Origin of the sequence: Spirosoma sp. (genome assembly GCF_026391055.1) — a bacterium.
Classification (GTDB): Bacteria; Bacteroidota; Bacteroidia; order Cytophagales; family Spirosomataceae; genus Spirosoma.
The window spans coordinates 343,561-357,608 of sequence record NZ_JAPLET010000022.1 but is presented as its reverse complement, the minus strand read 5'-3'; the positions used below and the strand labels follow the sequence as shown (position 1 = coordinate 357,608).

Here is a 14,048-nt window from a genome sequence, read left to right as displayed (position 1 = left end):
TTAAGGTATGTACATGAGGATGAACGAGGTACCCTAAAACTACAAAAATTTTGCAGATTACTGCACATTCGGCTTTTGCCTGACGAAGCAGATGAGCTTGCCTATCCAATTAGCCAGATGAACAACCAGATGGCCCGTATACTGATTCGGCTGAAACGCATCCAGCGTAACGACTCAACAAGTTACAAACTCCTGCGAAGTGGTAGCATTACGGTGAATGTGGTTCCTTTACCTTCTATACTCTCAACTTCAATCCGCCCCCCCTGTAACCTAACATATTCACGGCAGATTGCCAGACCAAGGCCCGTTCCCTGGATGGCATTCACATTCGTTGCCCGGAAGAACTTGTTGAACAAATACTGCAATTCGTTAGCCGGTATTCCCATCCCTTTATCGCTCACCAATAGCCTCACCTCCTCAGGTTTATACTCAAGAATCAGGCGGGGTGGGGTAGTAGAAAATTTCAGCGCATTACTTAGCAGATTGCTCAGTATATGGATCAGTAAATTTCGATCTATCTGTATATCCACAGCATAACCCCGTACCTCTAGCTGAACCAATTGCTCATTGGACTTACCCTGACTAAAATTAGACTGAATTACCTCCCGGCTCAGTGCCACCAGATCGACCCATTCCAGGTGTAACCTGACCTTCCCCTCATCGATTTTACTTAGGGTAAGCGTATCATCGATTAACATATTGAGTGAGCCTACTTTCGTGAACAGCACATCAAGGTGGCGGGTAATCGGGGCCAAAGAAGAGCTGGGTGCAAATCGATTGACATAGAACCTTACCAGTTCCGCACTCGAACTAATGACTGTGAGTGGTGTCCGGAACTCATGGGAAGCCGTTTCAATGAACTGCGATTTCAACTGGTTCAGATTGCGCTCTTTTACCAGCGACTCTTCCAGAATATGCTCTTTCTCAATGGCCGTAGTAATATCGGTGGATACGCCAATCCAGCGGATGGGCAGACTGTCCTGATTCCTCGCTAAAAATACCCGGGCATTCATCCAGAAAACACGCCCGTCCCGATGACGAATCCTAAAACGAAAGTTACCCTGGTGCTCCGGGTTCAGAAACGACTCCCGCACGGCAGCCCGGTCCTCTCCCACAATACAAGACAAAAATGCCAATGGATCTTCTATTAAAGTCTGTGGGCTTTGGCCACTAAACGTTTCATATGCCGGGTTCATGTACAGAAACCGGGGTTCATGCAAATCCCGTATCCAGAAAATTTCATCGACATTATCCGCCATTTCACGAAACCGCTGTTCACTATCCTGAAGCTCCTGGCGGGCCGCCTGCTGGTCTACTTTGGCCTGTAACAACTCGACATAAAGGGCCTGGTCCTGAAGCTCCTGCCGTTGTTGCAGCACCTCGCGGGTTCGTTCCCGCACCTGGTCCTGCAAGTATACCTGCTGGGCTTTTATTTGCTGGACCCGCAGGCGGTATATGACATACAGCACACACAGCATCAATAACATACACAGGCCTTTGAACCAACCCGTTTGCCAAACCGGAGGAATAATATGCAGACGGACAAACGTACCCGTTCGATTCCAGACCCCATCGTTATTGGATGCCCTGACCCGGAATACATAATCGCCCGGATTCAGATTCGTATAACTCACCGTACGCTTGGTACCCGCCGGAATCCAGTCGGTGTCGAAGCCCTCGAGTTTATAAGCGTACTCGTTTATGCCCGATAGGGTATAATTCAGCGCGGCAAATTCGAACGACAGTACCGATTGATCGTAGTTGAGGGTAATATCATGGGTTTCACTGATGACCCTATGGAGAACGGACTGTGGATCGTCAACCCGGACCGACCGGTTAAACAACTGAAATTCGGTAATATAAACGGGCGGAATGAAGGGGTTGTCTCGTAAACTGTCGGGATTAAAACTATTGAGACCACTTACGCCCCCAAAAAACAACTCTCCGTCTTTTCCCGCAAAACAAGCCATCCGGTTAAAGGAATTCTCCTGCAGGCCATCACTGGCAGTGTAGTTTCGGATGGCATGGGTAGCGGGCTTAAACGAACTTATTCCTTTGTTGGTACTAAACCACAGGGTGCCTTGCTTATCCTCCAGAATACCTTTGATAACTTCGTTGACCAGGCCATCCTCCTGACGGAACGTAGTAAACGTTTGGGTACGCGCATCAAATCGACTCAAGCCGCTATTAGTACCGATCCAAAGTTGGCCCGACTTACTTTCGAAAAGGACATTGACCTGATTATTTGGTAAACTTCCGGCATTTTTAGTATCCCGCATGTACTGGGTAAACTGCTTCGTCGCGGGGTGAAAAACATTGATCCCGCCCCCATCCGTGCCCAGCCAGATATTACCGCTTCGATCTTCCCATAAGGCGGTAACCGTGTGGTAATTAAGCTGACCGACCTGGCCGGGATTCGCATCAAACCGGGTACTGGTATCCGTTTCCGGATCATAGCGAATTACTCCTCCTTCGAAGGTTCCCATCCAAAAGATACCATTTCTGGCCTCCATGATAGCACTGATACTCAATGGACTGAAATTACCCTTTGGCTCAAAGCGACCCTTGGCCCGGTTGAACAGGGTCAACCCTCCTTTAAAATTACCCGTCCATATTCGCTTCCGGCGATCTTCATAAACGGTGAGGACAAAATTTTGGGGATTTGACGAAGCATCCCGACCGGTGTACTGATAGGCTTTAAAAACGGACTGTCCTTTCCGAAGGATATTGATACCTCCTCCATCAGTACCCAGCCACAAATCGCCCTCCTGGTCGACCCGAACTGTCAGGATATTATTATGGGTCAGTTTGCTGGTGTTTTGGGGTCTTCGCTGATACAGGCCGAATTTTGACGGAAGGGCATCCAGTTTGTTGACGCCCCCCGAATAGGTGCCCACCCACATCGTACCAACGGGGTCCCGATACATCGAGTAGATGGAGCCGTTATTAAGGCAGTCGTTGTTATCGGCCTGATACGTGTAGTAGGAGAATGTGCCGTTGGGATGCAGGAGTGTAATCCCCCCATTCTGGGTGCCAATCCACAAGGTATGGTCATTATCTTCGGCCAGCACCATCACATCATTATGGGAGAGTTGTCGGGGCGGCTGAGTTGTCTGTTGAATGTGCTTAAAGGTTCCAAGGGTTCGGTCAAGCAGATTTAAGCCGCCCCCTTCGGTACCAACCCAGAAGCGCCCCCTGGAGTCTTCTAGGCAGGTAGTTACCCGATTATGGCTTAAGGAAGTAGGCCGAGCCGGATCGTGCTGAAAATGGGTAAAGAAATTATGCCTCTGATCCAGCCGATCTAAACCGCTGCCGTCGGTACCAATCCAGATAACTCCGCTCTGATCAATGAAGATGGAACTGACCCGATTGTCAATTAAGCTGGCCGGATTGGCCGCCTGATGGGTATAATGAGTAAAGATTCTTTGTTGAGGATCAAATCGATCCAGTCCACCACCGGCTGTTCCAACCCAGAGGTAACCAGCGCTATCCTGGGCAATTGCCATGACCTTATTATGAGCCAGGCTGGTTGACCGTTCCGGAATGTGCTTGTAGTTTGTAAACGTTTCGGTATAGGCATCGAATAAACTGAGCCCCCCATCATCTGTACCCACCCACAAGCGGCCTTGTTTGTCCTCAAATAGGGTATGAATAAAATTATGACTGAGGCTATTAGGCTTCTGTGGACTATTTCGGTAAAGCGTATACGTATATCCATCAAATTTGTTCAGCCCATCCTGCGTACCAAACCACATAAACCCTCTGCGGTCCTGAAGGATGCAGGTTACATTGTCCTGCGAAAGACCCTGCCTGGTGGTCAGATAGGTAAACTGGCCGTTTTTCGACTGTCCCTGAACGGATTGCCCCGGCCAAAGCCCGACAAGCAGCAAGCAAAATAAAAGGACAGGCATCGTTTATAAGGCGGGGCATAAGCTATCTTATGGAATTATTGACAATATAATATATCCACGAAACACTTATTTACATACAATAATTAACTTGCAATGTAGTAAAAACTACAGTTTACACCAAGGTAAAAGACTTAACTTCTCAAGCAGCAAGCTACCTTTTCCTTTATTAAAACCGTGCGTCATTATTCGGTTGTGCATTCGTCTTTATCCCTATTTATTCGTACCTGGTTAGTTTCTACTCATCTGGACAAACATACCCGGTTACCTCAACAAATGAATGTACTGAAACTGAAACAACTGATCCTTATTCAACTTTTCACAATCTACCTACGGTACCTCATTGGCGGGGCGTTTGTCTTTGCCAGTATCGTCAAAATCCAGGGGCAGCGCTTTACTACCGGTTCAGGAGCGGGTGCACCGATTCATGACCCCTGGCATTTTTTCGAGACCCTGTACCAGTCAGGCCTTTACTGGCAGTTTATCGGCTGGGGACAGTTGATCGCTGGTTTTTTGCTGATGACTCAAGTACTCAGCACGCTTGGTGCCATGATGTTCTTCCCCATCATACTGAACATCTTCGTGATTACTATTTCCTATTACTTCGCCGGAACACCCGTTATCACGTTTCTAATGCTACTAGCCAACATTTATCTGCTTGTATGGGACTGGAATCGGCTCAGGGTGGTTGTCCTGCCGGCTCAGTCCACGTTCGTCGATGAGGTGTACCCGCTCATGAGAAGTCGAAGCTGGGCTTATTTGGGGCTTTTTTATGCTGGCCTATCCATACTCGCCAAGTTGACCATTCAGTCGTTCCTATCACTCCTGCTGATGTTTGGTATTGCATTATTAGCCGGTCTTGCGGTGTTGATATACACTCTGAAAGAGCACAAAAAGACGGCTTTATCTGTCTAAATACCCAGCTGGCCAAGCCGATTCAAAACTATTCAGGTTTGTTCTGGTAAAGCCTCAATGAATACTCCAACCGTTTATGACCAAACAGAATCCAGAAGAAAGCAGCCTATCTGAATTCCAGATTCCGGCTCATCAGGCTCACTTGTTGGAGCGATTTTGTCAATTGAGACAGAACGGGGGGTTTCGACATGTACTCATTCATACCGGCAGCCAAACACAGTTCCCGGTCTTCCAGCATAGCATCGGCCGTTAGGGCTATGATCCAGGGTTGCCGGATGGCTTGCTGGCGGATAAGTCGCGTCGCTTCCAGCCCATCCATTTCCGGCATCTGAATGTCCATCAAAATTAAGTCAAATCCCTCAGGTAACCGCACCAGTACCTCCTGCCCGTTGTTGGCGACAGTTGGCGAATAACCAAGTTTATTGAGGACCCGAACCAGAAGTTTTACATTGATGGGATTATCTTCAGCAATCAGTATCCGCAAAGGGTACTGACGGGCAAAATCCACTTTATATGCAGATTGTGAGCGATCTGTAAGCTGGGGAGACGTATTCTCCTGGAGCGTAAGTGCCTGTTGAACGGACTGGCCCAAGTGGTTATAATGGATGGGCTTGGTAATCATGCCAGAGAACAGATCGGCATGTTTTTTTCGGCGTTGATCGCCCACCCAGCTTAGTAAAATAAGCGGTACAGCCGGGTAGCTTCGTCTTATTTTTCCAGCGAGTTCAATGCCATCCATTTCCGGCATCTGCTGATCGATAATAACCAGATCGAAAGGACCATGCCGAGCCATTAGCACCAGCGCTTCCCGGCCTGATCCGGCCAGAGCAGGGCGTAGATGCCAGCGCTCAAGTTGAGTACGGAGAGCACCCTGGCTAGCTCCGTTGTCGTCCACGATAAGTACCGACTTACCGGCAATCGCACTTTCTGGTCCATAGGCTGCTGGCTTTTTTTCTTCGCCCGTCTGGCATACCAGGGTAAACCGGAACGCAGTACCTTTCCCCACCTCACTTTCTACCCGAATCACTCCACCCATTAACTCAATCAGGCGCTGACTAATAATCAGGCCCAGACCGGTACCGCCGTATTGACGGCTGTGAGACGAATCGACCTGAGAAAACGCCTTGAAAAGCTGACCGATTTTGCTGGCGGGAATACCGATGCCCGTATCACGCACCGTAAAGCCTAACTCAACCGTTTGATCGGGCCGGACAGTAACGAGCTGTACGCCAACCATAACTTCGCCCTGATGTGTAAACTTAACGGCGTTGCCCACCAGATTGATCAAAATCTGCCGCAGACGCAGGCTATCACCTAGAATTTGGAGAGGAACCAGCGGGTCAATTTGATAGATCAGATCGAGCCCCGTTTGTCCGGCTTTACCGGCAAACATATCCAGCACTTCTTCCAGGCAGGACCGCAATTCGATGGGTTGTTGCTCCAGTTCCATCTTACCGGATTCAATTTTAGAGAAATCCAGAATATCATTGATGACCCCTAACAAACTTTCGCCACAACTGCGAATGGTGTGAGCATATTCTCGCTGCTCTTCCGACAAGGGTGTATCTTCCAGGAGCGCAGTCATACCGATCACCCCATTTAATGGGGTACGAATTTCGTGACTCATCGTGGCCAGAAACACACTTTTTGCCTTATTGGCCGTTTCGGCCCCGAGCCTTGCCTGCTGCTCCAGTACCGATTGCTGGGCCAGTCTTCCGTACTGCTGTTCTAATTTTTCATTCAGTATCTGTAAATGAATGGCTTGTTTTACCAGTTCCTGTTTTTGCTTTGTTACCTCGCGGGTTCGCTCCTGAACCTGGTTTTGCAAGGTTATTTTCTGCTGCCTGATCGTATGAACCCGTACCTGATAGACTGTATACAGAATACCTAGCAGGGCAAGAAGCAGCAAGCTTCTAAACCACCAGGTTTGCCAAAACGGAGGGACAATATGCAGATTTACGTACGTTCCAGCATTGTTCCAGACGCCATCATTATTCGACGCTTTTACTCGAAAAACGTAGTCTCCCGGATCAAGATTGGTATAGGTTGCTGTGCGTTTCGTACCGGCCTGTGTCCAGTCCTTATCAAAGTTTTCGAGTTTGTAGGCATACTGGTTTTTGCCGGGAAATGAATAGTTTAAGGCAGCAAAGCCAAAGGACAGCACCGTTTGATCATAACTGAGGGTAATATCGCGCGTTGCCGTGACTGCCTTTACCAAGGGTGCCCCCTCCTCCCCGGCATGGACCGGTTTGTTGAAAATCTGGAAGTCCGTCATATAAACCGGGGGCACAAATGGATTGTACCCTAAACTGTCCGGATAAAAGCTATTAAGCCCGCTCAGCCCACCAAAAAAGAACTGCCCGCCGGGGCTCCTGAACATAGCCGACCGGTTAAATGAACTCCCCTGCAAGCCATCACTAGAGTCGAAGTTGCGAACTTTATACGTTTTTGGGTTAAAGGCCGTCAAGCCCTTGTTCGTACTAAGCCATAACGTTCCGCGCCTGTCTTCCAGAATTCCCTGAATCACATCGTTGGCTATTCCCTTCGACCTACCGTAGGCGGTAAACGTTTGCGACTGGGCATCGAACTTGTTGAGCCCTCCGTTCGTACCGACCCAAAGCTGCCCAGTTGAACTTTCAAATATGAAAGTCACCATGTTGTTGCTCAGGCTTCGGGGATTCTGCCGCTCATACTGGTACTGGGTAAACCGGTTTTTGTCCGGATGGAATACATTGATGCCCCCTCCTTCCGTTCCGATCCAAATTTTCCCGGCCTTGTCCTCCCAAAGAGTAGTAATCGTGTGGTAGTTGAGCTGCCCGGGCTGCGAGGGGTTAGCCCGATACCGGGTCGTGGCTCCTGTCCGTCTGTCGTAGCGTATGAGGCCATCTTCAAATGTTCCCAGCCAAAATATGCCATTGCGAGCTTCCAGAATAACACTGATGCTGAGCTGGTCAAAACCACCTTTCTGTACAAACGTATTGCTGGCGCGATCGAACAGGCATAGCCCCCCTTTGTAGTTGCCCGTCCAGATCCGTTTGTCCGAGTCTTCATAAATGGCCAGTACGTAATTACGACCAAATAACGAAGCACTTTGGCGCTTGTCCTGATAGGCTGTAAAAACAGACATACCTTTTTTCAACACACAAATTCCTCCGCCATCCGTACCCAGCCATAAATCTCCGCGCCCATCTTCCCGAATAGCAAGGATATTATTGTTTGTCAGGTTACTGGTACTGCCCCTGGTATGTTGATACAATTTGAACTTAAGCGGGAGTGCGTCAATCTTATTCACACCTCCGGAGTAAGTACCAACCCACATAGCTCCTACCCGATCCCGATACATGGCATAAATAGAACCGTTGTTCAAACCGCCGGTATCGTCCTTGTCGTATCGGTAGTGGGTAAATGAACCATCCTTATGCAGGAGATCGATACCCCCGTTCTGCGTTCCAATCCAGATTGTGTGGTCATTATCTTCAGCCAGAACCATGACATTATTCTGTGGAAGTTGAGCCGGATAATCCGATGGATGCTGATACCGTGTAAACTGCCCCGTTGCGCGGTCGAGCCGGTTCAATCCGCCCCCCTCCGTTCCTATCCAGAATCGGCCCTGCGTGTCTTCAAAGCAGGTAGTTACCTGGTCATGACTTAACGAGCGGTTGTCGGTTGGGCGGTGTCGATAATGGGTAAAAAGGCCGGAAGCCTTATCGAAGCGATCTAAACCGCCCCCATCCGTACCGATCCAGAGCGTTCCGGCACGGTCGATGAAAAGTGAGCTGACATTGTTGTTGCTGAGACTCCCTGGCTGTGCGGCCTGTTGGGTATAATGCGTAAACGTTCTATGCCGGGGGTCAAATTTATCCAGACCTCCACCCGCAGTACCCACCCACAGATATCCCTGTGCATCCTGAGCTATAGCCATCACCTTATTATGACTCAGGCTATTTTTAATGCCGGGTAAATGTTGAAAATTGGTAAAAACTTCGGTGTCGCTGTCAAATAAGCTTAACCCACTTTCGTCGGTTCCAACCCACAAGCGCCCCTGAGCATCTTCGAAGACGGTGTGTACATAACTATTGCTTAGGCTTGTACTCTTTTGCGGGACATTCTGATACAGGGTAAATGTATAACCGTCGTACTTATTTAATCCATCGCGGGTACCAAACCACATAAAGCCGCGCTTATCCTGCAGAATGCAGGTTACATTATTTTGCGAAAGGCCTTCGTCAGTTGTTAAATGCGAAAAACGTTTAGTATATGACTGCGCGTGGGCCAATTGCAAAGCAACTAACCCGTACAGGACTGATAAGAAAGAACGAAAAGACATTCCCAAGTATAAGTTACGACATATTAGTATGTAAATATAGGGATATTTAATATATTTATTTGACGATGAGTAACATAATATTTACACAAAAACCATTCTTTTCTCGCTCAATGTCAGTCGATTGGCAAATTGGATACTGGCCTCTTGTCAAACATACAAGGGGCAACTATTGCCCCTTGTATGTTTGACAGAATAATATGGTTCTTTGTTTTCAGCAAAGAGATTATCAGGGAAACTTTGGGAATTTGCTGAAATCCGGCTTTCGTTTTTCCAGAAATGCATCTTTACCCTCCTTCGCTTCGTCAGACAAATAGTAAAGTAACGTGGCATCGCCCGCCAGTTGTTGAATACCCGCCTGCCCGTCGAGTTCGGCATTGAAAGACGCTTTGAGCATTCGGAGGGCCAGCGGACTTTTTTCCAGCATCTTACGGCACCAGGCAATCGTCACTTCTTCCAGGTCCTCCAGAGGCACTACTTTATTGACCAGCCCCATATCCAACGCTTCCTGGGCATTGTACTGATCGCATAAGAACCAGATTTCGCGGGCTTTTTTCTGACCAACAACCCGCGCCAGATAAGAAGCGCCGAAGCCGCCGTCGAACGAACCTACTTTAGGTCCAGTTTGCCCAAAGCGGGCGTTTTCGGCAGCAATACTGATATCACAAACGACATGCAGCACATGACCACCGCCAATGGCATAACCAGCTACCATAGCAATGACCGGCTTCGGTATACGACGGATCTGCATTTGCAGGTCCAGCACATTCAGGCGGGGAACCTGATCGGTACCCACGTAACCACCATGCCCCCGAACAGACTGATCGCCCCCCGAACAAAAGGCCTCGCCCCCTTCGCCGGTCAGGATAATGACGCCTACCCGTTCGTCCTGCCGGGCCAGTTCCATGGCTTCCGACATTTCCGTGACGGTTAACGGCGTAAAAGCATTACGCTTATGCGGCCGGTTGATACTTATTTTAGCTATTCCGTCGTAATAGCTGAAGAGAATTTCCTGGTATTCTTTAATCGTTTCCCAGGGGTAGTTGCTTTGCATAATTTAAACGAGTGAATGAGCGACCGAGCGAAATGAGCGAAAACAGAAACACCAGCTATCTGCATGGCAGCACTCTTTTACTCATTCCACTCGTTCACTCAGTAAATGAAACTTCGTGATAATGCACATCCCAGGTATGGTCGGCCATCATGCGGACGGTTGCGAGGCAACGTTCAAACGGAAATTTACGACCCCACTCATTGGGAGCGATCATAGAAAGCAGATCCGTTCCGTTCTTGCGCTGATAAAAATAGTAGGTGTGGCCAACCACCGGTTCAAAACTCATCTGGGCCGAATAAATACGCTCCGATATTTCGACCCGGTTCCGAATGGCGGTTGCCTGTTCGGCCAGCAGCTGCATTTGTTTATACAATTGGCTCAATTGCATATCCGTCTGCTCGCGCATGGCAGATACGGCCCGACCTGTAATTTTACCTTTATCTTCAGGACGTATCACTGCACCCCCTGCTGTATGTGCATAGGCCAGCAGACCCGGCGACTCGGCCACTTTATCCGGAGAAATCGGGTTGACGAAAATTTTTGCTTCTTCCATACGTAATGATTGGGTAACAGCCCGGCAAACGTCTTTGTTTGCTGTCGTTGAATGACAAAAAATAAAGCATATTTACACCCTTAACAGGCCTAATGCCACAAAAGTACGTTAAAACCAATATGGAAACCACCTTTACCCCCGCAGAGAACCCGATAATGCCACGCCACGAGTTTTTCAGGCTTGTAGGCACAAGTATTGGCGCTATCCTGCTCTCGCGTTGTATGGCGGGCTGTTCTGCACAGGATAATCCCGAGCCAACTCCAGACCCCAGCCTCAAAGTAGATTTTACACTTCGACTGGACGAAAAAATTAACGAAAATTTACTTTCTAAAGGCGGCTATGTGATAAAAAACGACGTCATCGTAGCGCAAACGAAAGACGGCCAATACGTAGCGGTATCTGCAAAATGTACGCATCTGGGAACTGAATTGACGTTTAAATCCGTCGAAAACCAATTCTATTGCCCTTCGCATCAGTCCCGCTTCAACACTACAGGGCAAGTTGTTGTTGGCCCTGCCACCCAGCCCCTTACCCAATATAAGGTCGAGGTAAACGCGGCTGCACAAACGGTACGGGTGTATAATTAATACTATCTGACACTGAGGCAGATACCATACCTTTCTTTACCATTAGCACGTTTGTTCTGAATGCTGTTTCTTAACCCCGCTCTGCCTGACTCCTGGCCCACGGCCCAAACGCCTTACGAAGAAGAAGCCCTGGCCTTTTGTCAATCTTGGTTGCAGGGACAGCAACGGTTTACCTTGTACACGTCCGGCTCAACCGGCACCCCGAAGCCTATTGAACTGACGCGCGCTCAGATGCAGGCGAGTGCTCAGCTAACCGGTCAGACGCTTGGTCTACAAACGGGCGACAGGGCCCTCGTTTGTTTGAATATCCGTTATGTGGCCGGTATTATGATGCTCGTTCGGGGGCTAGAGCTGGGTTTACCCTTGACCATTATTGAACCCTCGGCCAATCCCCTGCTCGACTTTACGCCCGCAATCGACACGTTTGCCTTTACAGCTCTTGTACCGCTGCAAGTTCAGACGATCCTGGAGCAGAAACCCGAAAAAACTCAACTCCTCGACGGTATGAAAGCAATTCTGATTGGAGGAGCCGCCACCAGCCCAGCACTGGAAAAGCAGCTAAGCGCCATCAAAGCGCCCATTTATGCTACCTACGGCATGACTGAGACTGTTTCGCACATTGCCCTCCGCCGACTCAATGGACCTGATGCCAGCGAATTATTTACGGCTCTCATTGGTGTTCAGTTGGGTACCGATGCACGGGGTTGTCTGTATATCACTTCAGCCGCCACCAATTTCGACTTAATTCAGACCAACGATGTGGTTGAACTGCTGCCTGACGCTGGAACTGGTAACACGCAGTTCAGGCTGTTAGGCCGAGCCGACCGGATTATCAATAGTGGTGGGGTGAAAATACAACCGGAACAGGTGGAACAACTGATTAGCAAGCAATTGACCCTTGAATCTGTCAGCAACAGCGTGTTAATTCCGCGCTTTTTTGTGACCGGTTTACCCGACAAGCGCCTGGGCCAGCGGGTTGTAGTGGTCTGCGAGCAGGTAGCCATTGAAAGTCAGCAATGGGAAAAGATTCAGAAAATTATTCGGGAGAAACTTGGCGCCTACGCTGTGCCCAAAGACATTCTACCCGTAGCTCGATTTCTGGAAACGCCCACCGGCAAGATTGACCAGAAAGCGACTATAGCTCAAATACGTTAACTTTGCCGGACTTGTCAACACGACGCTTTATGTCCTTCCAAAGTCTTCAGATTCGCTACCAGACGGCCCGGTCGCTACCCGCGCCTTATTCATACTTTTACACCCTTACGATCAACACCGTTGCCGCCAGCGCCATTCAGGTCGATCTGGCGATCACATATCCCGACCGCGACGACATCGACGACGACGAGCTTATCGCGGAAGGGTACACCCGGAATGATGATTTTGCCTGGTCGGGTCGACTGCCCAAAGCGTGGTGGGAAGCACTCGCCAATCTTGTTCGCAAAACAAAACTCCAGCCCGGTAACGAAGATGAATTGGGCGAAGATGATGATTTCTGGGAGATTGCCGTAACCGCTAACGGCAACAAAACCAGTGGTAGACCCGCGAAATCGGATGACTGGCAATATTTGATGCAGGAATTGATTCAGGCAACGTATGAAGCAATGGGCCGCGAACGCCCGTTTGAGTTGATCTACCTGAATCTGAGCAACCCGTCCGGCGAACAGGAATTACGGTTAACCGCTTCGTTTGCGGAGCGTTCGGTCACTGTTACGTCCGTCGAAAACCGGCAGGAGGAGAAAAAAACCGTCCCCTGGTCAACTTTGCTGCATGTGATGAGCCAGGTTTATAATTACGATTATGATCCCGACGATGCCCAACTAAAACGTCCCCGGCGTGATGGACAATGGCTCAATCTGGGTACCGAAGAATGGTATGACGTTAGCAATTACAAGGCCTTACACAAGCTATTTCGTGATTTGTAACGACCAATCTATTGGTTATTAAGTTATTGGTTATTCGTTACACCCTAATAATCAAACTATTGATCAGTAACGAATAACTTAATAACCATTAACGGTTAACTGATTACCAGTTGCTCACTGGCCCCATACCTCAGCTGACACCATTCCACCAACCTGGGGTTTACGCGCCTGAAGGACTAAGCCTGCGTCGCTCAGGGATTGCTGCCAATTGGCCAGTTTACGGGTTTCGATACCGGCAATAAGCCTGAAAAATCGAATCATTGCCCATAATAGAATCTTCTGCCACCAGGCAGGAGGTGCTACAAAATCAGTAACCAACCACATACCGCCGGACTTTAGTACACTTAATAAGCTGGGAATTAAGCGGCTCTGTAATGTATGTTCGCTGAAGAGGTCCAGCAAAAACGGCGTTATAACCACATCGAACTGTTCGCCGGAACGGAGCGATGTTTCATCGCCCACCCGAAATTCCACCATGCCCAGCAACGACTTATCTGTCATTCGGCGGGTGGCACGGGCTACCATCCGACTCGATGTTTCGAGATAAAGAACCCGCTCCGTCTGGCAACGGATCAGCACCTGTTCGAGTAGCCAGCCCGTTCCGCCACCCACAAGCAGCACGGAGGCTTTGGGCGGTATAGTACTCAGAAAATGGCCCTGAGCCTGCTGTAGTTTCCTACCGAATACAACAAACGCCAATACATCGTAGACGGGCGCAATCAAGTTAAAATTACCTCCGGGATTTGTTTTAACGTCCATTTTAGCGGTCATGCGTGGTTAACAGG

At 49.0% G+C, this 14,048-nt stretch carries 9 protein-coding genes; 4 read left to right on the top strand and 5 right to left on the bottom strand.

Annotation, left to right across the window (positions count from 1 at the left end; all coding sequences use genetic code 11):
- Nucleotides 1-182: 182 nt before the first annotated feature.
- Nucleotides 183-3,911, bottom strand: coding sequence for a two-component regulator propeller domain-containing protein (locus NT073_RS16635; RefSeq protein ID WP_297375595.1), 3,729 nt, complete (start codon nt 3,909-3,911; stop codon nt 183-185).
- A 273-nt stretch (nt 3,912-4,184) separates the two neighbouring features.
- On the opposite strand from NT073_RS16635, the gene NT073_RS16630 reads away from it, so the two are divergent.
- Complete coding sequence (locus tag NT073_RS16630) at nt 4,185-4,823, top strand: hypothetical protein (RefSeq protein ID WP_297375593.1); 639 nt, start codon at nt 4,185-4,187, stop codon at nt 4,821-4,823.
- Between the two features lie 106 nt (nt 4,824-4,929).
- Here NT073_RS16630 and NT073_RS16625 read toward each other — a convergent pair whose 3' ends face one another.
- The 3 genes from NT073_RS16625 to NT073_RS16615 all read right to left on the bottom strand — a co-directional run bounded on the left by NT073_RS16625 (nt 4,930) and on the right by NT073_RS16615 (nt 10,754).
- A complete protein-coding gene (locus NT073_RS16625) occupies nt 4,930-9,150 on the bottom strand; it encodes a hybrid sensor histidine kinase/response regulator (RefSeq protein WP_297375591.1) in 4,221 nt (1,406 codons plus the stop codon).
- Between the two features lie 226 nt (nt 9,151-9,376).
- On the bottom strand, nt 9,377-10,201 hold the full coding sequence (menB, locus tag NT073_RS16620; RefSeq protein ID WP_297375589.1) for a 1,4-dihydroxy-2-naphthoyl-CoA synthase: 825 nt from the start codon (nt 10,199-10,201) through the stop codon (nt 9,377-9,379).
- Between the two features lie 94 nt (nt 10,202-10,295).
- Nucleotides 10,296-10,754, bottom strand: coding sequence for a DUF2452 domain-containing protein (locus NT073_RS16615; protein WP_297375587.1), 459 nt, complete (start codon nt 10,752-10,754; stop codon nt 10,296-10,298).
- 119 nt (nt 10,755-10,873) lie between these two features.
- Between NT073_RS16615 and NT073_RS16610 the strand changes: the two genes are divergently transcribed.
- From NT073_RS16610 to NT073_RS16600, 3 genes are read left to right on the top strand one after another with little or no spacing between them, the layout of a single operon-like run.
- Nucleotides 10,874-11,341, top strand: coding sequence for a Rieske (2Fe-2S) protein (locus tag NT073_RS16610; RefSeq protein ID WP_297375585.1), 468 nt, complete (start codon nt 10,874-10,876; stop codon nt 11,339-11,341).
- A 60-nt stretch (nt 11,342-11,401) separates the two neighbouring features.
- Complete coding sequence (locus NT073_RS16605) at nt 11,402-12,496, top strand: AMP-binding protein (protein WP_297375583.1); 1,095 nt, start codon at nt 11,402-11,404, stop codon at nt 12,494-12,496.
- Nucleotides 12,497-12,525: 29 nt separating this feature from the next.
- On the top strand, nt 12,526-13,263 hold the full coding sequence (locus NT073_RS16600) for a hypothetical protein (protein WP_297375582.1): 738 nt from the start codon (nt 12,526-12,528) through the stop codon (nt 13,261-13,263).
- 114 nt (nt 13,264-13,377) lie between these two features.
- Here the strand turns inward: NT073_RS16600 and NT073_RS16595 are convergent, their stop codons facing one another.
- The gene (locus NT073_RS16595; RefSeq protein WP_297375580.1) at nt 13,378-14,034 is read right to left on the bottom strand and encodes a class I SAM-dependent methyltransferase; all 657 of its coding nucleotides are present in this window, start codon (nt 14,032-14,034) and stop codon (nt 13,378-13,380) included.
- Nucleotides 14,035-14,048 lie beyond the last annotated feature (14 nt).